Genomic DNA, 23,711 nt, shown 5'->3' on the forward strand with positions numbered 1-23,711 from the left:
TTTATCGATTATGTCCCGATGGTTCCCGGCGGAACGCGTCAACGGCCGCCCCCTCCCGCGCCCGTTTGAATACCGCCTCTACGTCGAGCGAGAATTTCGGCGTCGCAACCGGCGGCAATTGAAGCGTCACCGGGCCGAGCGCCTGCTGCAGCATCGTCCCCCATGCGCCAAGTTTTTCTTGTCGTTTCCGGGCCTCAATCATCTGACTGACCTGCCACTTCACCCATACTGAGACGCCCGCAAGCCGACTCTAGCCTGGCCTGTCCTTCCTTCTGCACTTCTGCGTCTGCAATCTTGAGCTTGGAAAGCGACGGAATCCATTTATCATCGAACACATCGAGAAACGACTCGAACACGCCACAGGCGTCGTGACGAGCATGGCCGTCCTGGTTGCCGAGCGCATGCGCTGAGCCTGCGTTGGAATCCAGCAGATCTATCATTTGTTGCAGCCGGTCGAGCATCTGCTGCAGCCGCCCCCAAGCGGGTTCACCACGCTGAGCCAGGACATTCTGCATTGCGGCCGTCCGGATCATGAACTGCCGCAGTGCGGGCGTCACCTCGCGATTGATACCCTGTCGTCTCACATAACGCTCAATGTCATCGCATAAATCATACAGCGTGGTCAGCTCTTTGGGCGGCGACGATGCGGAATCGACACGACCACCATTGGCCGGTGCGGCGGACTGCTGTACGGGGCACATAAACATCAACGTAAGCAATATGGCATCCTGATTTCCTGTCATTTCCTTCGCATACGCCGACGGGCCGTGGCGACGACGCCCCGGTGTGATCCGGGATATGTTAGATAACGTTCCTAGCGCTGGGTGTGCGCTGTGCACCCGTGGTGCGGCTTTGTCAACAGCCTGCGGCTCCTTGCGCGCCGCCGACGCACCAGATGGCTTTTTCCCGGTGCGCAACGGCCAGCAACAGATGGATGAAAACACATTTAGCATCAGGCGCTTCCTCACGGCAATTCTTTAGTACACAGCGTACCGCACCTTCATGCCGGGGGACTGGCAATCACGAGCGCCCGGCCTGCAGAAGCGAAGTGTGGGCTAGTCCTTCACGGCAAGCGACAGCAGTTCGCGCTTGTTTTCGCGCCGTATCCAGGAATGTGATGCCGGCATCGACGGCGGCATTCAGTATGCGTGCGAGATGTTTTCATCGGTCTGCAGGCCGAACGTCCTTGTTCTCGTCCACAGGCGCAAGGCCGTCAGTCCGGTGTGACCAAGCTTTATGTATTGCGCCGAACGCTGCTGTGCATGCCGGCGTTGGAACCCAACATGATGATGACAACATTCGTTTGCCGCTGGCGTACTCTGGTCGCCAGCTGGCGTACCGCTGTGCGGCAAGCCACAGACAGCGCGATGACACAACGCCGACAATCGGCCGTTCCATTGGTTGCCGGGACAACGACACGGATAACACCGTGATCCAATAGGCGTGGCCAGCGACAACAAGGCCGACATGCAATAGGGCCGACGTGCGACGGGACCAGCGCGTCATAAATCATGCTATCGCAGCGTGGCCAACGCGTCGTCCAGTTCCTCAGCACAGGTCGGGCGCACAACACGCGCCCTTTCCTGTCCATCACGCAGAAAAATCAACGTCGGCCACAGTTTTACACGAAACGACCGGCCCAGCGGCCGTCCCGGCCCATCCTCGATCTTTAGGTGGCGCATCGCCGGATAACGCCCAAGCGCCTCGGCGATCACCGGCTGCGCGCGTTGGCAGTAACCGCACCAGTTCGTGCCGAATTCGATAACCGTCACGCCGGCGAGCACGTCCAACTGCTCGCGGGCCGGCGCATCGGGTGTGTAGGGACATTGCTCCACCATTCCACGCTCCCCCCATACATTGCATGCGCTACAGCATAGCCGCATTTAGTAAAACCTACAGTGGGAGGTCAGCCGGCTGAGTGGCGGGCCGGCGCGAGGACAGTCAACTGGATAGCCGGCCGGGCAGCGGGCCAGCGCAAGGGCAGTCAACTAGGCGGCCCGCTGGGCAGCAGGCCAGCACGCAGACTGCCGACCAGGCGGCGGGCCGGTAGGAGGACATTCCCTATGCCGCAAGCCACACGCGCCGACAAGGGCACAGTGCTTGCTCGGCCGCATTCGGGTTGCGGAGTCCGTGCACGATGCACGCGGCGCGACTACAATCCGCGGCTTGAACGGTTCAGTGACGTTTACACGACAGGAGGGATGCACGATGCATGGAGTCGATCTCGATACCAGGGTTGAAACGTACACTGTCAAGATTCGCGGGACAGTGCAAGGAGTCGGATTCCGGCATGCCGCGGTGCGCCGCGCGCATGCGCTGCAGGTACGGGGCTGGATCGCGAATCACGACGACGGATCGGTCGAGGCGATCGTCCAGGGACCGGCGAACCAGGTAGACCTAATGCTGGAATTCCTGCGGCGCGGGCCGCCACGGGCCAAGGTGTCCGAGTTCATCGCAAACGAGGACTACTCGGAGCGCCGGTACGATCGCTTCGAGCAGCACTGAGCGCGGTGCCGGATCAAACGCTTGCCTCTTGACCGAACATCACTGTGCGGTCTTAGCCTGGCCGCTTTGCGGCATGCAATGCGGCATCGGCCTCGTTGAGTGACACTTTGTGGCTGCGCATGCCGAGACGGGCTGCAGCCACGTCTACGCGAGCGCTAACGCGGATCGCGACGTCCTGTGCGTGCTGCGCATGAGCCCATTACGCGGTCGGTCCGGAAACGATTCGAACAGCACCTTGCCTAGCACCTTAGCCCTCGTCTTGCCGCTGTGGTCATGCATCAATCGGTTCCACATCTGCGCATTTGTCTGCCGATCGACGACGAATAGGCCGAAGCCGAGGTGCTCAACTACCAGTTCACCCTGCGATGGCGATGCGGCTTCCATCCAACCACCGGAACATTCATAGGATCGACAACAATTCGTCCAGTGCGTCGCCCATTCACCCGTCCGCGCATTCGATTCTTCGCGCCAAATTCCTATCGGCTATTGCCACACCTGTTCAAAGACGATTAAAACACTATGGATATGCAGCGTGATCGGACGGACAATTGCAGGTTTCCGACACGTTGCCAATTATGAGCCGGACCGCCCGCCTGACGCCTTTGCTGTTGCTGTGCTTGCTGATCACCTATATCGTCTGGGGCACCACATACTTCGCGATCTCAGTCGCCTTACGGGCGATGCCGCCATTCATGCTGATGGCATCGCGCTTCGCCGTCGCGGGCTTGTGCCTTGGCATCTTCGTGCTCATGCGAGGCCGCGCCCGGGCGAGCTGGCGGCAAGTGCGCAACGGCTCGATGCTTGGCGCGCTGATGCTGCTAGGTGGCATGGGTGGCATTGCGGTAGCCGAGCAGACCATTTCATCGGGCGCGACCACCGTGATGATCGCCGCCATGCCGATCGCCGCGATCGTCTGGCAACGACTGTTCGGCATTCGCCCGCGCGGCCACGAATTGGCCGCAATCGCCATCGGCGTGGTGGGCGTGCTGGTGCTGACGTCGGGCGCCGAGTTCCGCGCCAGCGCTATGGGTGCCGGCGCACTGCTGTTGGCGATCAGTTGCTGGTCGCTGGGCACCCAGTTGTCGCGCTCGTTGGACTTGCCGCCGCCGGCGCTGGCCGTGACAATCGAAATGCTCGCCGGCAGTGTGATGCTGGCGATGGCGTCGGCGCTCAGCGGCGAGTCACTTGCGGCCGTGCCAAGCGGCGCGCCGCTCGCGGCGTGGCTGTACCTGGTAACGATGGGCTCGCTGCTGGCATTCTCCGCCTATATGTACTTGGCCAGTCGCGCCGCGCCGGTGCTGGCGACCAGCTACGTCTATGCCAATCCGCCGATTGCGCTACTGGTCGGCGCGGCGCTGGGCGGCGAGCAGATTGCCCCGCAGACGCTGATGGCTATCGCGCTGATTCTGGGCGCGCTGGCTGTGCTTGGCTGGGGAACGTGGCGTCAGCCAGCCGACACCGCAAAAGACACATGAGTTTTTGGCATGAAACAGTGCCATTTTTTCAAATTGAAAGGCGAAGCGAAAGGGAGCAACGGGTAAAATTCCTCTTCGTCGCCGTGCTGGCGATGCTCGCGCTAATCGGCGCGTTCGGCGAAATGGGTTGAGCCGTCGGACAAGGCCCGTTAAGGACACGACAAGGCTGATTGATACAATCAGTTGAGCATTTGAGCAGGCGGGTTGACCCGTTCGACAAGATTAGTGAACGCACGGCAGGCGGCTACGCCGCGCGGCCAGACTGTGTCAACTGCTAGGACTGACTCGGCCAGTCTGTTATCGGCGAAGCCGGACTAGGCTTTCGAGCAAGTCGGCTTAGCCGCTACCGAGTTCAATCGAAGTTCAGTGCTAGCGCGCGCGAGGCCATCGCCATATGGGCGACTTCGATGATGGCGCGGGCACGTTCGACATTGTCACGAATGATCTCGACAAGCCGTGCACCGATCGGGGCAAGCCGGTCGCGCAGTGCTTCCTCACTCAAATCGGCCGGCAAATTGAAAATGATGAATTGCATCTCGGTCTCCGCTGAAACATGACGTGAAAGCCATGATGCAACGCAATGCACATGCCCGGTGTAGCGATGAGGTGCGGTTGCGTAAGCGGATGTGACGGGCGGAACGCGGCGGCGCGTCACTCCGACCGTCAATAGGCCGCCGCCGGACGCTTGCACGCGATCAGCATCGACAGCGTGCCGTCCGAGCGATTGCGCTGCAGCGTGTCATAGCCGGCGTCGCCGCATTGGGCCTGCGCACGGGCATCGCAGGACGACCACCCTTCGGCAGACGCGCATTGAATGAATTGCGTCGGTCGGCCATCGCTGGTAAACAGCGGCGGTGACGATCCGCAGCCGGATAACAGCAGTAGCACCCCGATCCATCGTGCTGCCTTCATCTCACCTCACTCAGTGTCGTGCGTCTTGTTCCGGCCACGCGCGTCGATTCAGTAAAGGCTGAAATCGGCACGGGTCGTGGCCCCCCTGATCTTTGATCTTGATGGCGAGGCTGGGGACAACGGGTGCTGCAACGATGCGACTACATCCGGAACAGCGGTGGCGACGGCAGCTCACGGCAGCATGGTACCCGTTCGCGCCAGCCGCAGGTGGAACGAGAACGCCTGCGCTAGGTCGTGCGGCGTGTGTCCCTGCCCCTTGAGCGCATCGCGATAGTAATCGCGCAGCAGAGCGCGGTACTGCGGATGCGCACATCGCTCGATGATCAGACCGGCCCGCTCGCGCGGCGCCAGACCACGCAGGTCGGCCAAGCCCTGCTCGGTGACCACGATGTCCACGTCATGTTCATTGTGATCGCAATGCGGCACCATCGGCACAATGCTCGAGATCCGGCCGTCCTTAGCCACCGACTTAGTCGCGAATATCGCGCAGCCTGCGTTACGCGCAAAATCGCCTGAGCCGCCGATGCCGTTCATCATGTGGGTACCGCCAATATGCGTGGAGTTCACGTTCCCGTACAAGTCCACTTCAAGCGCGGTATTGACCGCGATCACACCCAGCCGACGCAAGATCTCTGGATGATTACTGATTTCTTGCGGACGCAACACCAGGCGATCGCGATAACGCGCGAGTTCACGCAACACCTGGCGCTGCCGCGCTGCCGACAGCGTGATTGAGGAACCGGACGCGAACGCCAGCTTGCCGGCATCCATCAAATCGAACGTGGAGTCCTGCAGCACTTCCGAGTACATTGTCATCGCTTCGAATGGCGAAGCACACAATCCGCCCAGCACCGCGTTGGCGATCGTGCCGATACCCGCCTGAAGCGGCGGCAGTCGCGCCGGCAGGCGTGCGCGAGAGACTTCATGCTGCAGAAACTCGATTAGGTGCTGCGCGATGCGCGTGGTGTCGCTGTCCGCCGGCAGCACGGCCGAGGAGCTGTCCTCGTCGTTCGTGATGACAATGCCCGCGATCTTGTCCAATGGGATGTCGATCGTGGTCGTGCCGATCCGGTCACGCGGGCCGGCGATTGGCACTGGAGCGCGGTCGGGCCGGCGAGCCGGAATCCAGATGTCATGCAAGCCCTCTAGCTCCAACGGCTGGGCTAGGTTCAACTCGATGATCACCCGTTTGGCCAGGATGGCAAAGCTAGCGGAATTGCCAACAGACGTGCTGGGTACGATGCCCCCGGACTCGGTAATGCCGGTGGCCTCGATAATGGCCACGTCCAGTTGGCCGAGCAGATTGGCTCGCAGCATCTCGACCGTCTCGGACAGATGCTGGTCGACAAACAATGTGCGTCCTGAATTAATCTCGCGCCGCAACGTCGGGTCGGCCTGGAACGGCAGGCGGCGCGCCAGCATGCCGGCCTCGCTCAGTGCCTTGTCGTTGTCGTGACCAAGCGAGGCACCCGTCATCAATGTAATGCGAGGCCTCGTCGGCTCGGTGCGAGCGCGCTCGGCCAGCGCGAGCAACACCGCCTTGGGATCGCCGGCTCGCGTGAAGCCGCTGGTGCCCACGCGCATTCCATCGTGAACCAGGGCCGCCGCGTCGCGTGCGGAAATGAGGCGGTTACGCAGGCTCGCGCACCGAATGCGTTCTTCATACATAGCGTTTCTGCTCCAACAATCTGACGGGACCCTGATTGACGGGGACTTGCTGCGGCCACGCTCGATCTAGGCGGCGATTGGTCTGTGCGACCGCCCGCGGCGACATGCGACATGCGACATGCGACATGCGACATGCGACATGCGACATGCGACATGCGGCGTGCGACATGCGGCGTGCGGCGTGCGGCGTGCGGCGTGCGGCGTGCGGCAGGACCGACGCTCCTTCGTCACATTACGTCCCGCGGCCTACGCAACGGCACGCTGACGCGCGCTCTGCCCGTGTATACGCTGCTGCATACGAACATCTATGAGCTGTATCCGTCACGCCGTTTCGTCGATGCGCGCACACCGACCTGGCTGCCACTGCTGCGCGCATTGATACTTGAGCGGGTCACGTACATACCGGAACGGATCACGCGCGACTAAGATTGCTCGATGCGTACGACGTCGAGCAGCGCGAGCCGCCGGCGAATCGAGCCGCGAACTTCATCCCGGCCCGGTCCGCGCTCGCGGCTTAGCCGCCCAGCCCTCGTAAGCAACGAACGCATCGACGACTTCAGTACTTACCGCTACGCCGCGGCGGCGCGGCGGGCCCGCACCGCGCCAGCCAGCATCTCCAGCAGCGGCTCGGTCTGCGCCCAGCCTAGACACGCGTCGGTGATCGACACGCCCCATCGCAGCGGCACGCCGGGCCTCAAGTCCTGACGCCCTTCGTCGAGGTGGCTCTCGATCATCACACCGCTGAGGCGACGCTCGCCGCGCGACAGCTGCGCGGCCAAGTCCCGCGCGACGTCGGCCTGGCGCAGATGTGACTTGCCGGAATTTGCATGTGAGCAATCGACCATCACATGCTCACGCAGCCCCGCCGCCCTGAGCACCGCGCAGCTTTCCTCAATGGCGGCGGCATCGTAGTTCGGCCCATTCTTGCCGCCGCGCAGGATCACATGCGCGTCACGGTTGCCGCGCGTCTCGAAGATAGCCGCCATGCCCATCTTCGTCATGCCCATGAATGCGTGGCTGGCGCGGACGGCCACAATCGCGTCCGCGGCGACCTGCACGCCGCCGTCGGTACCATTCTTGAATCCAATCGGGCAGCTTAAGCCTGACGCCAGTTGGCGGTGACTCTGGCTCTCGGTAGTGCGCGCCCCGATTGCGCCCCACGCCACCAGGTCCGCGATGTACTGCGGGCTGAGCAAATCCAGGAATTCAGTGGCGGTCGGAAGCCCAAGACCGTTGATTTGCAACAGTAACTCGCGCGCGCGGCGCAGCCCCTCATTGATCCGAAAGCTGCCGTCCAGCCGCGGATCGTTGATATAGCCCTTCCAGCCAACCGTGGTACGCGGCTTTTCGAAGTACACCCGCATCACGATCAACAAATCCTCGTGCAGCCGGTCAGCGGCGCCTTTGAGCCGGCGCGCATAGTCGAGTGCTTGATCGTGGTCGTGAATTGAGCATGGGCCGACCACCAGAATCAACCGGTCGTCCCGGCCATTAAGCACATCGGCAATGCGCACGCGGCTGTGCTGGACGAGTTGCTGCACCGACGCCGGCGCCGGCAACTCGTCCAGCAACAACGCCGGCGGGATCAACGGCCGCACGGCGCCGATGCGTACGTCATCGACGCGGGTCGTGTCCTGCGTGGCGTCGGCCACGCCCACCTCCTGATCGTGTGACGGATTGTCGATGCGAGTCAAAATCGTCTCCAGGGAACTAGCGGCAAGACGACATTATCGCATTGGTGCGCGGCCCAATGCCCTATCGCTACTGCATCGCGACCTTCAGTCCCAGCGAGATGAAGATCACGCCGATGATCTTCTGTTGCCAGCGACGCAGCCAATGCAGCTTTGCGACAAGGCGCGCCAATGGCCGCATCGCGACGACGAGCAACGTCGTATACACCAAGCTCATCGCGACAAAAATCAGTCCCAGCACAGTAAACTGGACGAACGTCGCGCCGCGCGCCGGCTGTACAAACTGTGGCAGGAAGGCAAGAAAAAACAGCGCAGTCTTCGGATTCAGCACTTCGGCCGGCACGGCCTGAAGGAACGCCTTCAGCGGCGAGATCTCGGCTGCCGCAGGCGCCAGCGCCTGCCTGTCGACGTTTTTTTTGCGCAGCGCACACACGCCCAGGTACAGCAGATAGGCGGCGCCGACCAGCTTGACGATGTTGAACGCCAGCGCCGACGTCATCAGCAATGCCGACAGGCCCACAGCGGCAAACACCGTGTGAATGAAATCGCCGGCTGCCAAACCCAGCCCGGTCAGCACGCCGGTCTTGCGCCCGCCCTGCGCCGTGCGCGTGAGCACCAGCAGCACGGCCGGCCCTGGCATCAGAAACAGGCCGAGCACGACCACGACAAAAGTGCCCAATGTCGAAAGCTCAAACATCGCACGCTCCTTGGGTCAGCCGATTGATTCAAGCTGAGCACAAATCTGCTGAGCGATCGCCTCAAGCTTGCCCGGCTCGGCTGCCGCTTCTTTCGGCACTACCCATACGTGGCCGTTGGCCTGCGGCATCAGGTCCATAAAAGCCAGTACGTCGCCGGTCTCCGCAATTTTGACGCACGGCAACTCGCCGCGCAGGATGCGTGCGAAAGGGTTATTTAGGTCATAGGTCATCGCGGCTCTCACTCCGGGTCGTAAGCATGCAGAACGCAAGCGTAGCCGAGTTCCACCTGTTCCGTCACCTGGGCCGCCGCAAGGCGTGCCCGTCTGGCGCCCATGTTGACGCGCTACGCTTACGTTCCGCGCCTTGTTTTGCGCTTACGCCGACGTCCAGTCCCAGTCCCAGTCCCAGTCCCAGTCCCAGTCCCAGTACCAGTACCAGTACCAGTACCAGTACCACGCTCAGCGCGGCGGCTCATAATCGCCGAGACGTGGCCCGTGTGCTGCGGTCAGTGACATGATCCAGCGGGAAAGCGGTCGTATGTTTGACCATCTCCATCGCGAAGCTCGCGCTCACATCAAGCAGCTCGGCGACCTTGATCAGCCGCTTGTATACGTTGTCATAGCCGGCGATGTCGGGCACCACCACTTTCAGCAAGTAATCGACGTCGCCGGTCATCCGGTAAATTTCCACGATTTCCGGGATCGCCGTCACCCCCTTCAAGAAACGGCTCGTCCATCCGTCGTTGTGCTGGCTCGCACGGATTGTCACGAATGCGGTCAATCCGAGATTAAGTTTAGTCGGATCGCACAACACGACTTGCCGCTGGATCACGCCATCCTCGCGCAGTTTCTGTATGCGGCGCCAGCAAGGCGTCGGCGACAGATTTACCGCCTTAGCAATATCGTTCAATCCGAGGGATGCGTCGTGCTGCAACAACGCCAATATTTTGGCATCTATCTTGTCCATGGACGAATTAATTTTAGAAAATTTTTCTAGTTTTATCTATCATCGCGCAAAAATTTGCAACCCTTTTTCGCGCCCTCTATTATAAGATCGCCTTTGTCACGCACACGGCCGCCGGCTTGAGGCGCGTCGGCCTGTTGAATCAAACCTATCGACTCGAGCGCTGCCCATGAAAATCCTGTTCGTCGCGTTTACGCGGCACCCGGCTTCTGTCGGCGAAAGTTATTTGCAACACATGAGAGCGTCATTCTCGTTTGGCGGCCCGATGCTGCTGGCTGCGTTTGCTGCGCTCGTGCATGGTTTATTTCCGTTTCTGTTCGTCAAGACGGGCAGCACAACCGTGTCCCGGCTCTACGAGCGCATGGTGCTCCACCGGTCTGGCGATGCTCTCCGGCGCCAGCCGATATCCGGCCAGTCGCCGCACGCCTGAGCCACGCCTGTGCCGCACTCGCGCCACCATGCGGCACAAGCCCTAGGCAGACCTGCGACGTGGCCCCGGCCCGGTGGACCGGCACGCCGGATTCGCGCCGCTGTGCCCTCCCGACTGCCTGATGAGGCACCTATGGGCGGGTCACCATCATTGCGCGCTCGTATAAAATCACACGGTTGTGACAAACCGCAAGTAAGCATTCGCCTGGGATGGCTCGCTGCCGGACAGATGGTGGAACCACGCCCATTGTGCATCACGTCCCTGTAGCAGGATCAGATGTCCAGCCGGTCGCGAACGCCCACGCACGGGTCAGCGACTACAATAGGGACGAACTAGTATCGGGCCGCACCGATTGTCAAGGGATACTGAAGATTGACAAGCCTTTGGAGCCGCTCAAGCGCTGTGGCGACAACAAATTTCCCTCATTGTTCGTCTCGACGTGCATTGACGACCCGAAAACCGGCTCGGAAATGACCTTCGTGCAAACGAGCTACAAGCGCGAGCATCATCGTAACGATGATGCTATTCAACAGCCATGCCCACGCACATTTGAAAATGCAATCAAGCTCGCGCACGGCAAGTGGTTCCTGCGCGAAACGCAGACGTCGACAGTCTCGTTCGCCGCCGCGGCGTGCACGACGGAACAGCGCTCCGCGGCACGGGGTGTCGTACGCATCGGTGCATCTACCGAAGGTACGATCGTTGTGCAGGAGCCTGATATCCCGGCCGCTCACTGGCTTCGGGTGTCGCCCGGGCCGTCATCTGCTGGAGCAAGTAGGCGCGCACAGCAAAGTAATCAATGCCGTGCGCGCCGAGGTACGCTGTGCATTCATGCGCGCCAACGCCACGCGCCGTCCACAGCAGTCCGCGCAGTAAAGATCAGAAGCCCATCGTGAAGAACACCGACCCCATGTCCTGCGCGACAGCCGCACCACTTGCAAAGCGGCGGCGGTATCCGATATCCAAGCTTGATGCTTTCACTGGCGTCGCGAATCGGCCACCGACACTAATCTCGCTCCATTGGCGTGTCGACTCCGCGCCGACCACGAACGGATCGAATGATGGCACACTGGCCGACACCGGATCATTGCTCCTGCTCAATCGTTGGACATGCTTGACGCCCGCCGAAATGACCGTTTGATCTGTGAAGCGCAAGTGGCTGCTCAGACCCACTGTGCCGTATACGTTCCCGTCGGTACGAGCACTGAAACGAACTGGGAACTGGCCAGACGTCTCAGTGTAGTCACCGAGCTTTGTGCGCAAATAGTCAATGCCCAGATAAGGCATGATGCTGGCGTTCCGTACGGTGAACACGTAGCCACCCTGCGTCGATACTGCGCGCTGTGCAACCGTTGTGTCGCCTTTGGACCGGTCCACGCCGGAGGCAGTCAGATAAGACCGGTCGATGGACAAGTCGCCTTGCTGGTAACCCAACGCGACGCGGGCAAACACGCCCGGGCGAGTACGGGTTCCGTACTCGGCGAATAACCCGAACAAGCTGGCACGGTTACGCATTGTGTCGTTGCTTACGTCAAAGCGATAGCTCGGCGCCTGGTAGCCCAAGCCAGCAATCCAGTCGTCGTTGATTCGGTATGCCGCATTGAATTCGCCCTGCCAGTTTGCACCGTTCACTTTGCCCGCATTGTGGCTGTATAGCGCGCCAGCCGAAACGCACACGCCGTATTGGTCGAAGTTGCTGCAACGCATGCTATCCTGAACAAACGTTTGTACCGCAGATTGCAACACGGAACTGTACAAGGTCGCGTTGTTTAGCGAGTCGTTTAGGTCGAGCAAGCCCATAATCCCAGTCTTGCCCTCATCATCACGCGCAATAAATGACTGTGCACGTCCGTTGATGAAGCCTTCACCCACCACAATGGTACCGTCTTCCGACATGTGATCGGCACTGTACAGCACGTTGCCCTCCAGTAGAGAGTACGAAGCGATCATGTCACGCAGACGATCGTCGGGCGAAGGCTTGCCGTCGATCAATGCTGCGGCCTCGCGCGGCTTCGAGTCGACGGCCATGCTCTCTTGCTGCGCCGGTTCCTCTTCTACGTCACTCTGGATTTCTTCCTGCTGCCCCGCCTCCTCTTCGACAAGACTCTGGATCTCTTGCAACTGCCCCGCTTCCTCTTCGACGAGGCTTTGGATCTCTTGGTGCTGCCCCGCCTCCTCTTCGACAAGACTCTGGATCTCTTGCAGCTGCCCCGCTTCCTCTTCGACGAGACCACGGATCTCTTGATGCTGCCCTGCTTCCTCTTCGACGAGACCACGGATCTCTTGATGCTGCCCTGCTTCCTCTTCGACGAAACCACGGATCTCTTGCAGTTGCCCTGCTTCCTCTTCGACAAAACCACGGATCTCTTGCAGTTGCCCTGCTTCCTCTTGGACAAGACTCTGGATCTCTTGCAGCTGCCCCGCTTCCTCTTGGACGAGACCACGGATCTCTTGATGTTGCCCCACTTCCTCTTCGACGAAACTCCGGATTTCTTGATGCTGCTCCGCTTTCTCTTCGACGAAACTCCGGATTTCTTGATGCTGCTCCGCTTTCTCTTTGACGAAACTTCGGATTTCTTGATGCTGCTCCGCTTTCTCTTTGACGAAACTTCGGATTTCTTGATGCTGCTCCGCTTTCTCTTTGACGAAACTCCGGATCTCTTGATGCTGCTCCGATCTCTCTTCGACGCGATTCGACGCCTCCTCCTGTTGGCCTCCTTCCCGCCTTTGTTCTAACTGCATCTTTAAAGCGATCTGATTCAACTGTTCAGATGCCCGCAGCGCTTCCTGCACATATGGATCTAACTGCCGCACTTCCTGCCCTTTTTTCCGCTGCTTCTTCTGCGCCTTTTTACTTAGTCCTGCCGTCGGCCCAGAGTTGGAAGAACCCGATACGTGCAACTTGTTTTTCCCTTCTTCTGTAGCATTTACGTCCGTACTATCTACTGCGAAATAGACGACCGCGCACGACATAATCGCGCGCAGCACGCGGTTCGATGAAAATAGACGGGTACGTTCTGCGCATTGACCGGGAGTGAATTTTAATTTCATATCTTCAAAATAATGTTAATTTATTATTAAACTAACAAGTTAATAATTCTAAGACTATCCAAAACGACTTTTCCTGCTTGCACAAGCAGCAAGCTGGCTCTTTCACGCTGTCCCTCTATAAGCCGTCGACGGATGACCCACGGCACTCTAACGACTTACTGACGATTTGCTTACAGTGACTGCGCTATAGGGTAAGAAAATGTCGGATAAGGACCTGGAATGATCTTCTCAGCATCGAAGACGTTGAGCGCCATCTGACCGATGCCGACTACAAATCCACGTAATAGATTTAACTTCAACATTAATTACGGATTTGCAGAAAACAAATGCCGAAATGAGCAGATACGACGGCGATTGCGCTTGTCGACGCTCCGACCTGATCTTCGCCGCTATACTGCTTGGCAAGCCCAGTGACGTCGCCGTCTATCCAATGACGCAGGAAACGGTCTGGAGTTGGACATGGCGCGAGAGTAGCCTGCCGCAGAAAGGCTATTTCAACATGCACTTCGGCGCTGACCACACGGTGCCGACGACATCACGCTCGGACGTGATGTGCGGACACGAGTGCACGCAGTTCTCCACAGATTTTGTGAACGTCCCTGTGAATATCCTCGGGACAAGCGGCGCAAGTGCTTGAGCCCGCGGCATTTGTTCCCCACCGCGCAATAACGGGCAACGAGCGGCTGACCTTGAGCAGCTTGTGCCGGCCGGCACCGCTGTCGCGCCACATTGGTCGGCTCGATGATCACCGACCCAAGCGGCACATGCTACTTCACGGTGGATGGATAGTGCTATCTGACAGCGAATGAATAGCAGCCATGCGTGCGGTACCCGTCCAAAGCGACAGCCGCCAGTTCACGGCATGAACACCAGGCGCCATTGCATCGAGCGCGATCGAGATGCGCTCGTGAGCCGTCGGCTCGACGACCGATTGGGCTGGACATGCACAAGCGCAAGTGGCACAGCGGCAAAAACAACGCGACGAGCCACAGACACGCGAGCCAAGGCCGGCAAGCGAAGATCGTTTTCACGACGAACGCTCATTGAATTAAATGACACCACTCGGCATCCGACGGGTGTCGCAGCCACCAACGTTCAAGCATACGCCGGCTTATTCACAGATTTTGTTTGCAACGATGTGGAAAACCATTGGATACGCATGCTAAGTGCCTGTCACGCCAACAGGAAACGGGGCTGCTACGGCTTGATGCAGCGGCGTGCGGTACCGACGCAATCGCCGCTGCAATCGGGACAATAGTGGCGCGCGGCCAGGCCGGCGCCACGCCACCCTTCACTGCTGCATGGCACAGGCGTGCCGATCGACTCGCTCCCCTCCTGCGCATAGAACACGGGCTCGCCGGCCAAGCCGCTCGCAATCATTGAATCGATTTCCACGTCGCCGAACGCCGCCCGTAGCGCATCCACGAATGCTGCCACCTGCGGCATCGAGCGGCGCATGGGTTTGCCGGGCATTGCGGCACCTCCGAGAAACGTCACTTGCGCCAATAACTGTATAAATATACAGTATACGCACGCAAGGAGATAAAGATGGACGATGCATTTTTCTCGGAGCGGGCGTTCGATCGCGCCGCCGCCGATCTGCGGCGAATCGTGCATGCGATCGCCGGCCGATATCGGGTCCGCGGCGAGCCGCTGACATGGCGGCGCCTTCACGACATCGAAGCAGAGGCGCTGTCCGACCTCGGGCTGCGCTGCCGCCATGACGATTCGTTGCTTGCTCTGTTCTCGCCCTCGCCGGAGCACGACTTCCCGCACTCGGATGAGGTGGTATGCGTGTCAGGCGCGCAACGCGTGCCGCTGATCACGTGGTTCGTGTTCGACATCTATGATCTGGTCACGACGCCGGCGCCCCGGCCACCGCAAGTCCAATACGCAACGGCCGCAATGCCGTAGCCCGTGCAGGCGCGGCGGCAGCCGGTGCCAGTGCCAGTGCCAGTGCCAGTGCCAGTGCCAGTGCCAGTGCCAGTGCCAGTGCCAGTGCCAGTGTCGGTGCCATCGGACCGCACGCCGGTGTTTCGGTGCCGATACAGTGAGTCGATCAAAAGGACACCGCTCCACCAATACACATACACCCGCAGTCGGACCACGCTGCCTGGCATTGCCCTATGAAAGTGCGCGCGGCGACGCTCGTGCCATTGCTCTACCTGGCGTGCATCGCGATGGCCGCGCTGGCTTGCGCGGAGATGGCCACGGGTGATGGTCTAGCCATGGCGCCGAACTCGAAGGCTTCAACTATTCGGCAGCGCGGCTTGAACGGTATCCGAACTTGCGCGTGCCAACCGCGACGCGATGTCGCGCGCGACGCTGATCCAATTTGAGCATCTCGGTCACACGCCACACATGCAGGATCCACCAGCCTGCCACGAGGCACTGCTCGATTGGCTAGGCCGTGCGAATCGGTAGTTTGCCGCGGTGTCGTGTTATCCCCAGAATATGTTGGGAAGGCTGTGGATAAGCTGGGCATACGCAGCGCAAGCCGTTGACAGAACGGCAATTGCCGCCGACGATCGCACCGCGTGCAAACGCTGCCGGTCGCACCAACGCGACGTACCGGTTTGTGTCTAGGATTGTATATATGTACAGTATCACACAGTACTACACTGCATTGGAATGGCGTACGGCGCGTTGCCGGCGATACGTCCGAGGGAGGAGGTTGATTGCAAGCGATCCTGTTGTTACTCGTGCTGATCATACCGGCTTCGGCGACGTATGCCGACTCACGCTACGTTAAAGTCTGGAACCCGCTGGAAGCCCGGCTCGTCCATCCCTGCAAGTTGTCGCACAAGCCGGCGACGAGCCACAAGCATACAGCGAAGCAACCGCCCACCCGTATCGCCAAGGCCGCGGAGCCCGCACGTGGTGGGGCACTGCCGAGCATGGCCGGCTACGTGCCGCCCGGCCAGCCCTGGCATGCCGACCACATACCGCTGCCGCCCGCGCTTTAGCGCCGTACCGAAACAGGAGCTTGGCGTGCGCGCCATGTACATATAAATAGTCGCCATCCCGCCAGCACGCCATTGGGATGCCGTACGCGTGGCGCTCGTCGGCGAACGCAGGGTGACGCACGTACGCGCCATCAAGGATGGCATTCAGCGTTTGGCGATCATAAGCGCCCCGCCCCATGACGCGGCGTATCCGGGTGCGTGAGTCGGCGGTCGTGACGACCGGCGCACGGGTCAGCGATTCACTACGACCGACAGCCCACACGACCGCCGCCACACGCGATCCGCTCGATGACAAACTGGGCCCGCTCACTCACCGGCTCGCAAGGCAGCTCGACCAACCGGTAGTCCAGCGCCTCATATGTCGACACCATCACGTCGTACGTGCGCCGTGCTTCGTCGAAATCCTGCTTTCTCTCGGCATCCTGCACAAATATTTCGCGCCAAGGAGGCGCAATGAATACCCGACGGTTGTAGCGAAACGATTGCGCGGCGCGTAACACGTGTGGCGGTACTGGCAAGCCGCAGAGACGAAGATAGCCGACGACGTCGGGCACGCCTCGATCGAACAGGACCGGCATGCCACACTCGCGAGCCAAATGATACGAGCGCATTTCCCAGCACAGCATCAATTGCGCAAATAGCGCGGGATCATGCCACGGCAGCGCTGGACCGCCGATCCGTACCTGGTCCTGGATCACCCCCCTGCCTGCCTCGGCCGAACGTGCATAGCCAGCCGCCTGCAGTGCGTCGAGCAGCGTGCTCTTGCCTGACCCTGGTCCCCCGGTGATCACATGGAAGCGGTCCACACAAATGAACTCATTGTTTGCCATTGAAGTCGCCCCGATTCAATCCTTCGCAGCTTTAGCTATTCGCAGATCCACTATTTTCAGACCCAACTATTTGCAACTATTTGCAGATTCAACTATTTGTAAATTGCATCATTTGCAAGCTCCGCTGGCTCAGTCATGCGGAGATCCCTTTGCCCGCAAGCTCATCTGCCTGCGGATGCAGCCGTTTCCAGCCCCCCGCAGATTGAGCCGCTCGCCAACCCAGCCAGTCGCGGATTCCGCTACTGTAGATTCGGCTCTTTGCAAATCAGCCATATATTAGCCTGTCCAAATGCGGCATCCGGCTGGCCGCAGCACGCTGCCTTTTGCAAACAGCGTCCGCTTGATGCACTACGGGTCCAGCGCGAAGGTTTCCGCTGCTGCCGTCGCGGTTCCATCGTTCAAGTTGATGATCCATCGCCAGTACGCGCGCCTGCATCGTCACACGCCATAGGCGGTGCAGTTGCGGATCGCCGTTATACAGTTGAGTGACACGGAGCAGCAAGTCGTCCGGGGTCTGCGGCAACGACGATAGCGCATATGAGGTCATGTCAGCAGCACCGCGCAACACCAGCTGAATGATCGGAGCAAGCGCAATCGCCTCGCCACGCGCGGCACCCATGCCGAGCAGAGCGGGCGACCAACGGGTTCAATCAGCCGTCCCGGACCTGATACGGCGATGTCCCGCCGGCCTGAAGCACGTTCTAACTGTCAAAATGCGACTTGTCGCGATACAGCGACTTGGCCGCGTACATGAACAACGCAATGCGTGCTCTATACCTCCGGCCGATCTCGATCAGCGACGGGTGATGCATCGAGGTGCCGTCGAGCCTTATTGGCGAGGACGGATCGATGGCCAGCGCGTTGCGCAACCGGCTATGGCCGAGGCCTCAATGATCACTTGCACACACCAACTGACGATGGCCAGACACACATAGCGGCCAGTGGCCAGCGCCATGCCGTCGCGCCCCGCCGCGAAGGCATCAGACGCTTGGCAGCCTACGCGTCGCGGCGCGCTCCTCGGCGCGCGCGTCGAGCAACCGGCGCATCGTCGCAAACAGTTCAGGATAATCCAGCGGTTTGCGCAGGAACGCGTCGTAGCGGACGAACGCGGGCGGACTAGATTCGCCCGACACAAGAATGAACAACGTGTCGGCAAGCGCGGGATTATTACGTATCGCCTGACACAATGCGCTGCCTGACATCCTGGGCATGCGCCAGTCGGCCACGACAATATCGATTTGTGTCGCATCGAGCAGTGCCAGCGCGTGCCCGCCGTCAGTAGCGCTCTGCACCCTGTAGCCCTGCTGCGTGCAGCAAATGGCCCAGGCAGCAAGCGTTTCCGGGTCGTCGTCGACAAGGAGTACAGTCGTCGTCACGTTTAGCTCCAACCATCCGAGTGCCGCCGCTCCCGGATGCGGCAACTCGCGTGCACTCAAACATATAACAAAACATCCGCGTGCACGATCGGCGACCGGTTCAGCGGGCGGACGCTCGTGTGCAAGCAAGCAACACGCCCGCCAACGCGACGGCGAATCCGATCTATTGCACCGGCAGCAACATTTCGCCAAACGCCAGATAACTTTCTAATGCGGCCAGCGGTAGCATCAGGAGCAGCAGAGTCGTCGCCCATGATGCGTCACCGCGTCGCACCGTCAAACCAACAAGGTCGTCGCGACACCCGACAGCATCACGATGCCCTATGTCAGCAACGCCCACAGTTGCGGCGCGACGACAAAGCGGTGCTCGCTAAGCACCAGCGCGAAACCAGCGGCGATCAGCGCGACGCCAGCGCTCTGTCACGCGGTGGCGCTGGTCAAGTGCACGTTCGACAATGAAGTTTCTGGTACAGCGTCCCCACCGTGATCGACAATCCCGCGAAGGTCGCCGCGGTCACCACGCTCCACTGCGCGCCGTGCCGGTCGCGCCGGCGACCGCATGGGGCACGCAGCGGCGTCGTGTGCAGTGAGTTTAGGCAGTAGGATCACTAGCGGTTGCAGCGTGCCGACCAATAGATGTTTGCCCGTCACAGCGGTCGGGCCGGCGCATGCGCACGGCAATAAAACCCGTTGAACACAACGCGACAAACGCGGCAGCAACAACGAAAGCCTGGAAGACGTACTGTTCGCCAAAACCAGCCGTATTGCACTGTGTAAAGTTCGGGTTTCGTTCAACCCTGCATGCGCAACGCCTGGAGCAGCCTTGCCGCCAACCGCACGCCGCACAGCCGCCACGGCTGCGGCTTCCAGCCATGCGACGCCGCAGCCGCGCAGCGCCGATAACATGATCACCAGTTACTTGGAGTCGGTTGCCCAAGCCGGCACCGACCGCACGCCTTTTGCCGGAACCGATTGCGCGCCAACGCCCTGTCGGGTGGTGGAATGGCGATATGCATCGCCACTCCATGCGCCCTGCGGCAATATCGCATCCAAGCCGGTGATCGTATGCCGATTGAACACGGGTTGCGCGATGCCGGCGTTACGCTGAGCACAATAGTCGAGCCAAGCGGCGCGTGCATACTTGCCGAGCGCGAGAACCGCCAACAAATTGATTGTGGCCATCAGCCCCATGCTCAAGTCGGCCATCGACCAAATCAGCGGCAGCTTGCCGACGCAGCCAAACATCACCATGCCGAGCACCGCGAATCGAAACCCGACCAGCACATCCTTGCGCTGCGTGATGAACGTGACATTGCCCTCGGCACATGCGTAGTTCCCCATGATCGACGAGAGCGCGAGCATGAAGATGGCACACGTCAGGAACGTCGCGCCCCAATCGCCCACATGACTGGACATCGCGCGCTGCGTGAGCACCGCGCCCTCAACCGGCGCGCCAGGCTGGTACTCGCCGGACAGCAGAATGATCAACGCCGTCGCGCTGCAGATCAGGATTGTGTCGACGAACACGCCGAGCATCTGGATCAAGCCCTGCGTGACAGGATGGCGCGTGGTCGCGGTCGCTGCCGCATTCGGCGCGCTACCCATGCCCGCCTCGTTCGAGAACAACCCACGCTTGATACCGACCGAGACGATCTGGCTGATGGCGTAGCCTGCGACACCGCCGGCCGCCTGCTCGAGACCGAACGCACTGCGCACGATCAACGCGATCATCGCCGGGAACGAACTCAAGTGCGCCAACAGCACGTAGCCAGCCAGCGCAAGGTAGCCGAAGGCCATCACCGGCACGAGGAACTGTGCGATCCGTGCAATGCGGCGAATCCCGCCAAAGATCACCGGCGCGATCAACACGATCAGTAAGCCCCCCGTGACGATACGGTTCGTACCAAACGACGCATGCAGCGCGTCCGCGACCGAATTGGCTTGCACCGCGTTGAACACGAGGCCGAACGCAAGAATCAACGATGCGGCAAACACCATCCCGAGCCGCCTGGAACGCAATCCGACCCAGATATAGTAGGCCGGACCGCCACGGAAGGTATTGTCGTGATGGGACACCTTGAATATCTGCGCGAGCGTGGCTTCGACGAACGCGAGCGCCATGCCGAGCAGCGCGGTCAGCCACATCCAGAAGATCGCACCGGGGCCGCCGGCGCTCAACGCAACGGCGACACCCACGATATTGCCCGTGCCGACCCGGCTAGCAAGCCCCGTAGCGAAGGCTTGGAACGAGGAAATGCCATCGCCCTTGCGCTTGCCCTCACCATCGTCGCAAAACAACGTCTGCACACTCAGCGGCAACGCGCGAAGTTGGATGCCAGCAAAGCGCCATGTGAACCACGCTCCCGCACCCAACAACAGCGCGATCAGCATGTAGTTCCACAACACTGCGTTCAGGTGGCCAATGGTCGATGCCAGAAAAACTCCCACGCTCATTCCTGTTACAACCCTTACGAATTGATTTCAGCGTCCGAATTTTACACATAACAAGCCGCCGTAGGGGTGGTTCTAGGAGAATTAATTACGGGTATTCGCGGTACCGCCGCTCGGATCGGTATTAATTACCTGAATCCATAACACTGAAAGATTCGTTCGAGGAAGGCGGCGCCCATCACGCGCATCGCAGCCATGGCGGCTCGCCGAGGTTCCCGGCTTGTGCCAGCCAGGGTGACAAGCAGCGCGAGAAGGTACGTTAAGAACGCCAGAACTTAACTCATCGATAATTGCGGGTATTTCCTTATTGACGTCGCCTGTCGCGTTGCCCTAAACCGCTGGCGACCATTATTGACAGTCCACGGATTCCCCGTCGAATGCCCATTCGATTGGTCGGCTACACCGAAAAAACAGTGACACATAAAACGTATGCCCCGCCCTCCAACAGCACGCGGCCATTCGTTTCCCGAACCGTTTATGCGGATCCGACAGGCAGACAGAAACTGATGGCGGCGTAATGTGGACCCACCTCCTATCCTTCCGCCCATCATGAACATTAAGATCAACCTATTCCGCCAAGCCAGCCAATCCGTTTCGACACCCCGGGGCAATGTGATGACAACCAGCCATATCGCCGCAGGACGCGAGCGATCTTGGCAAAGCAAATTCGACGGCTTGCTTTCGCGCAACAAAAAGACGATATCGACGCAACCGCCAGCGGAAAAGCGGACCTCCACCGACTCAAAAACGTCACGGACAGCCCAGAATGTGGTCAAACGACTGAAACAGTTCTTCCGCCCATGCGGCTCAACGGAAAGCAAGCTTTTGTCGGAGAGCGAGCTTATTAAGCAGTTTCCTCAAGTTCCGCCACGCCTCGTCCCCGCTAACCATCACGTCGGCGCTGGCACAAAAGCTTCTACACCACCCGGCACGACAAAGAGTGCTCCTCCACGCATCAAGCCACCCAAGCGAACGGACTCGCTTGCGCATCTGAACGGCCATAAGGCTGGCTCGGCGCCCCGAAGCAGGGGTACTTCGTCAAAAGAGGCGTTGGCGAAGGTAAAAATAGGCCAAGTCAATGTCAAAAAAGTCAAATTCGAAAAAGTTGAAGTTGAAATTAAAACAATGAAGACTGAGTTAAGCACAAAGACTCTAATCTCCGAAGAGGAGAAAACAGCGAAAAAGTCGGGGCGCTGGCTACCTGTCGAGCCTGGGGATCTCACTCCGCCCATAGGGCTGAGCAAATCGAATAAAGGCCCCGTGATGGAATGACCCAGGAAAACCTGCTCCATATAGGGCCTTGCTGCAGCAGAAACCGGGATCCTGCGCATAGCGGCAAACATCGAGCGACGTGCCGAAGCCTGAGAATTTTAGTGTGCCGAGGGCATGAGACGATCAGGAGAATAAATAACCGCCCTATAATCAAAGCAACAGTGACTAAAAAGAGCAAGAACCTGAAGGCCCCGGAGTTGTTCCCCGATGAACTGATTGTTCAACTGCTGGCGCGGATGCGAAACAGGGATGCCGAGTCGATTCACGCACGCCATGCGTTGAGATCTTTTAACCGACCTCGGCACGCAAGATTCCTGGCACGTTCCCGTCTCTGGATGCGCCGCGTTTCGCCTCGCCCGCCAATATCTCGGATATGACCGAAACGGGCAGTCTAGCGGCCGTTACGCTACTCCTACTTTCTCTAGCATCGACGACCATCAGTGTGGACGAATCTGTTATTCGTTCCGTCCCATTTTCCGCACGATCGGTAATCCGGCATTTACTGCATCACGAAGTCTCGAACCGTTTGTATGGATCCGATATTTACACAGAAACTGATGGCGGCGTATGTAAACCACTTCTATTCCTAACCACCATCATGAACATCAAGTTCAACCCATTTCGCCAAGCACGCCAATCCGATCCGGCACCCCGGGGCAATGTGACGACGTCCGGCAACACCGTCGCGGGACACGAGCGGTTTCGACAAGGCAAATTCGACTTATTGCCTTCCCGCAAGAACAAGTCGATATCGACGCAACCGTTAACGGAAAAGCGGGCCCCCATCGACTGGAAAACGTCACGGACATTCCGGCATGCAGCCAAGCTACTGAAAAAGGTCTTTCACCCGTGCGGCGCGTCGCAAAGCAAGCTTAGTCAGGCTGCTACAACCCAGTTGACTATGCCGGAGAACGAACTGATTACACCGGAAAGCGAGCCCATTAAGCCGTTTACTCAAGTTCCGCCACACCCTGCCCCCGCTGACAACCTTGCCGGAATTGGGCCAAAAAACTCGGTACAAACTGGCGCGGTCGCGGTAAATGACACGACCATACCGTTCCGCCCACCGAAGTCAACAAAAAGACCGTCCATCCCGGCTTTCCGCCCTACCGAAGGCAACATTTCATCGAAGCCAACCACTCCGACAGCACCGCCCCGTCCGCCGAAATCGGATAGAAGACCCTCGCAAAGAGTTTTACTCAGCCCTAAACAAAAGGAATCGACATCTTTGCGCGAAAAGGCCCTGATGTCCAAAGGCTTGAAAACAGCGAAGGAGACAGGACAGTGGCTACCTGTCGAGCCTAAAAATCTTGCTCCACCAACAGGTCTACGCAAATCGGATAGGGCCCCCGTGACAAAATGACCAGAAGAACTTGCCACATGTGAGTCCTTCCCGAAGCGGCAGAATCGAGCCGCACAGCCA

The 23,711-nt window shown here is 59.7% G+C and carries 26 protein-coding genes and 3 pseudogenes; 11 read left to right on the top strand and 18 right to left on the bottom strand.

The window, feature by feature from the left end; translation table 11 throughout:
* Position 1: 1 nt before the first annotated feature.
* From IHE30_RS09325 to IHE30_RS09335, 3 genes are all read right to left on the bottom strand, one after another.
* Positions 2–202, bottom strand: coding sequence for a hypothetical protein (locus IHE30_RS09325; RefSeq protein ID WP_337690087.1), 201 nt, complete (start codon positions 200–202; stop codon positions 2–4).
* Entirely contained in the window at positions 195–743 is a 549-nt protein-coding gene (locus tag IHE30_RS09330) for a hypothetical protein (RefSeq protein ID WP_337690089.1), read from the bottom strand. The genes IHE30_RS09325 and IHE30_RS09330 overlap by 8 nt, the downstream gene beginning before the upstream one ends.
* A gap of 771 nt (positions 744–1,514) precedes the next feature.
* A complete protein-coding gene (locus tag IHE30_RS09335; protein WP_337690090.1) occupies positions 1,515–1,838 on the bottom strand; it encodes a thioredoxin family protein in 324 nt (107 codons plus the stop codon).
* A gap of 370 nt (positions 1,839–2,208) precedes the next feature.
* Here IHE30_RS09335 and IHE30_RS09340 point away from each other — a divergent pair, with 370 nt between their 5' ends.
* A complete protein-coding gene (locus IHE30_RS09340; RefSeq protein WP_237577719.1) occupies positions 2,209–2,505 on the top strand; it encodes an acylphosphatase in 297 nt (98 codons plus the stop codon).
* 144 nt (positions 2,506–2,649) lie between these two features.
* On the opposite strand, the gene IHE30_RS09345 is transcribed toward IHE30_RS09340, so the two are convergent.
* Entirely contained in the window at positions 2,650–2,889 is a 240-nt protein-coding gene (locus IHE30_RS09345) for a PAS domain-containing protein (protein ID WP_337690095.1), read from the bottom strand.
* Between the two features lie 191 nt (positions 2,890–3,080).
* On the opposite strand from IHE30_RS09345, the gene IHE30_RS09350 reads away from it, so the two are divergent.
* Positions 3,081–3,980, top strand: coding sequence for an EamA family transporter (locus IHE30_RS09350; RefSeq protein WP_337690097.1), 900 nt, complete (start codon positions 3,081–3,083; stop codon positions 3,978–3,980).
* Positions 3,981–4,332: 352 nt separating this feature from the next.
* Here IHE30_RS09350 and IHE30_RS09355 read toward each other — a convergent pair whose 3' ends face one another.
* The 3 genes from IHE30_RS09355 to IHE30_RS09365 form a co-directional block, all read right to left on the bottom strand.
* The gene (locus tag IHE30_RS09355; RefSeq protein WP_076787914.1) at positions 4,333–4,515 is read right to left on the bottom strand and encodes a hypothetical protein; all 183 of its coding nucleotides are present in this window, start codon (positions 4,513–4,515) and stop codon (positions 4,333–4,335) included.
* Between the two features lie 128 nt (positions 4,516–4,643).
* On the bottom strand, positions 4,644–4,892 hold the full coding sequence (locus IHE30_RS09360) for a hypothetical protein (protein ID WP_337690101.1): 249 nt from the start codon (positions 4,890–4,892) through the stop codon (positions 4,644–4,646).
* A 171-nt stretch (positions 4,893–5,063) separates the two neighbouring features.
* A complete protein-coding gene (locus IHE30_RS09365) occupies positions 5,064–6,560 on the bottom strand; it encodes a succinate CoA transferase (RefSeq protein WP_337690102.1) in 1,497 nt (498 codons plus the stop codon).
* A 132-nt stretch (positions 6,561–6,692) separates the two neighbouring features.
* Here IHE30_RS09365 and IHE30_RS09370 point away from each other — a divergent pair, with 132 nt between their 5' ends.
* The gene (locus tag IHE30_RS09370) at positions 6,693–6,986 is read left to right on the top strand and encodes a hypothetical protein (RefSeq protein ID WP_337690103.1); all 294 of its coding nucleotides are present in this window, start codon (positions 6,693–6,695) and stop codon (positions 6,984–6,986) included.
* Here IHE30_RS09370 and IHE30_RS09375 read toward each other — a convergent pair.
* The 5 genes and pseudogenes from IHE30_RS09375 to IHE30_RS09395 all read right to left on the bottom strand — a co-directional run bounded on the left by IHE30_RS09375 (position 6,983) and on the right by IHE30_RS09395 (position 9,915).
* Entirely contained in the window at positions 6,983–7,108 is a 126-nt protein-coding gene (locus IHE30_RS09375) for a hypothetical protein (protein WP_337690104.1), read from the bottom strand. The two genes, IHE30_RS09370 and IHE30_RS09375, sit on opposite strands and share 4 nt — an antisense overlap.
* Positions 7,109–7,129: 21 nt before the next feature.
* The gene (locus tag IHE30_RS09380; protein WP_337690105.1) at positions 7,130–8,254 is read right to left on the bottom strand and encodes a 3-deoxy-7-phosphoheptulonate synthase; all 1,125 of its coding nucleotides are present in this window, start codon (positions 8,252–8,254) and stop codon (positions 7,130–7,132) included.
* A 67-nt stretch (positions 8,255–8,321) separates the two neighbouring features.
* Positions 8,322–8,948, bottom strand: coding sequence for a LysE family translocator (locus IHE30_RS09385; protein WP_337690107.1), 627 nt, complete (start codon positions 8,946–8,948; stop codon positions 8,322–8,324).
* A 51-nt stretch (positions 8,949–8,999) separates the two neighbouring features.
* Positions 9,000–9,179: pseudogene (locus tag IHE30_RS09390) on the bottom strand (HIT domain-containing protein); the annotation flags it as partial.
* A gap of 241 nt (positions 9,180–9,420) precedes the next feature.
* Complete coding sequence (locus IHE30_RS09395; protein ID WP_337690110.1) at positions 9,421–9,915, bottom strand: Lrp/AsnC family transcriptional regulator; 495 nt, start codon at positions 9,913–9,915, stop codon at positions 9,421–9,423.
* 166 nt (positions 9,916–10,081) lie between these two features.
* Between IHE30_RS09395 and IHE30_RS09400 the strand changes: the two genes are divergently transcribed.
* Complete coding sequence (locus IHE30_RS09400) at positions 10,082–10,342, top strand: DUF6356 family protein (RefSeq protein ID WP_337690112.1); 261 nt, start codon at positions 10,082–10,084, stop codon at positions 10,340–10,342.
* 879 nt (positions 10,343–11,221) lie between these two features.
* On the opposite strand, the gene IHE30_RS09405 is transcribed toward IHE30_RS09400, so the two are convergent.
* Positions 11,222–13,393 (bottom strand): autotransporter domain-containing protein, encoded by a 2,172-nt coding sequence (locus IHE30_RS09405; protein WP_337690115.1) that lies wholly within the window; start codon positions 13,391–13,393, stop codon positions 11,222–11,224.
* Positions 13,394–13,727: 334 nt separating this feature from the next.
* Between IHE30_RS09405 and IHE30_RS09410 the strand changes: the two genes are divergently transcribed.
* Complete coding sequence (locus tag IHE30_RS09410; RefSeq protein ID WP_337690116.1) at positions 13,728–14,030, top strand: hypothetical protein; 303 nt, start codon at positions 13,728–13,730, stop codon at positions 14,028–14,030.
* A 560-nt stretch (positions 14,031–14,590) separates the two neighbouring features.
* On the opposite strand, the gene IHE30_RS09415 is transcribed toward IHE30_RS09410, so the two are convergent.
* The gene (locus tag IHE30_RS09415) at positions 14,591–14,866 is read right to left on the bottom strand and encodes a hypothetical protein (RefSeq protein WP_337690117.1); all 276 of its coding nucleotides are present in this window, start codon (positions 14,864–14,866) and stop codon (positions 14,591–14,593) included.
* 75 nt (positions 14,867–14,941) lie between these two features.
* Here IHE30_RS09415 and IHE30_RS09420 point away from each other — a divergent pair, with 75 nt between their 5' ends.
* The 3 genes from IHE30_RS09420 to IHE30_RS09430 all read left to right on the top strand — a co-directional run bounded on the left by IHE30_RS09420 (position 14,942) and on the right by IHE30_RS09430 (position 16,359).
* Complete coding sequence (locus tag IHE30_RS09420; protein WP_337690119.1) at positions 14,942–15,307, top strand: DUF2471 family protein; 366 nt, start codon at positions 14,942–14,944, stop codon at positions 15,305–15,307.
* A 212-nt stretch (positions 15,308–15,519) separates the two neighbouring features.
* Positions 15,520–15,732, top strand: a complete 213-nt coding sequence (locus tag IHE30_RS09425; RefSeq protein WP_337690121.1) for a hypothetical protein — start codon at positions 15,520–15,522, stop codon at positions 15,730–15,732.
* 339 nt (positions 15,733–16,071) lie between these two features.
* Positions 16,072–16,359, top strand: coding sequence for a hypothetical protein (locus IHE30_RS09430; protein WP_337690305.1), 288 nt, complete (start codon positions 16,072–16,074; stop codon positions 16,357–16,359).
* Positions 16,360–16,408: 49 nt separating this feature from the next.
* Here IHE30_RS09430 and IHE30_RS09435 read toward each other — a convergent pair.
* The 4 genes and pseudogenes from IHE30_RS09435 to IHE30_RS09450 form a co-directional block, all read right to left on the bottom strand.
* Positions 16,409–16,537, bottom strand: a pseudogene (locus IHE30_RS09435) (pyridoxamine 5'-phosphate oxidase family protein); the annotation flags it as partial.
* Positions 16,538–16,601: 64 nt separating this feature from the next.
* On the bottom strand, positions 16,602–17,189 hold the full coding sequence (locus IHE30_RS09440) for an AAA family ATPase (protein ID WP_337690123.1): 588 nt from the start codon (positions 17,187–17,189) through the stop codon (positions 16,602–16,604).
* Between the two features lie 980 nt (positions 17,190–18,169).
* On the bottom strand, positions 18,170–18,565 hold the full coding sequence (locus tag IHE30_RS09445) for a response regulator (protein WP_337690124.1): 396 nt from the start codon (positions 18,563–18,565) through the stop codon (positions 18,170–18,172).
* 915 nt (positions 18,566–19,480) lie between these two features.
* The gene (locus IHE30_RS09450) at positions 19,481–21,013 is read right to left on the bottom strand and encodes an alanine/glycine:cation symporter family protein (RefSeq protein WP_337690125.1); all 1,533 of its coding nucleotides are present in this window, start codon (positions 21,011–21,013) and stop codon (positions 19,481–19,483) included.
* 552 nt (positions 21,014–21,565) lie between these two features.
* On the opposite strand from IHE30_RS09450, the gene IHE30_RS09455 reads away from it, so the two are divergent.
* The 3 genes and pseudogenes from IHE30_RS09455 to IHE30_RS09465 all read left to right on the top strand — a co-directional run bounded on the left by IHE30_RS09455 (position 21,566) and on the right by IHE30_RS09465 (position 23,651).
* Positions 21,566–22,288, top strand: coding sequence for a hypothetical protein (locus IHE30_RS09455; protein WP_337690126.1), 723 nt, complete (start codon positions 21,566–21,568; stop codon positions 22,286–22,288).
* 161 nt (positions 22,289–22,449) lie between these two features.
* Positions 22,450–22,551, top strand: a pseudogene (locus tag IHE30_RS09460) (transposase); the annotation flags it as partial.
* Between the two features lie 179 nt (positions 22,552–22,730).
* Complete coding sequence (locus IHE30_RS09465; RefSeq protein WP_337690128.1) at positions 22,731–23,651, top strand: hypothetical protein; 921 nt, start codon at positions 22,731–22,733, stop codon at positions 23,649–23,651.
* The last annotated feature ends 60 nt before the right edge of the window (positions 23,652–23,711 follow it).

Source organism: Mycetohabitans sp. B46 (assembly GCF_037389205.1).
In the GTDB taxonomy this organism is placed as follows: Bacteria; Pseudomonadota; Gammaproteobacteria; order Burkholderiales; family Burkholderiaceae; genus Mycetohabitans.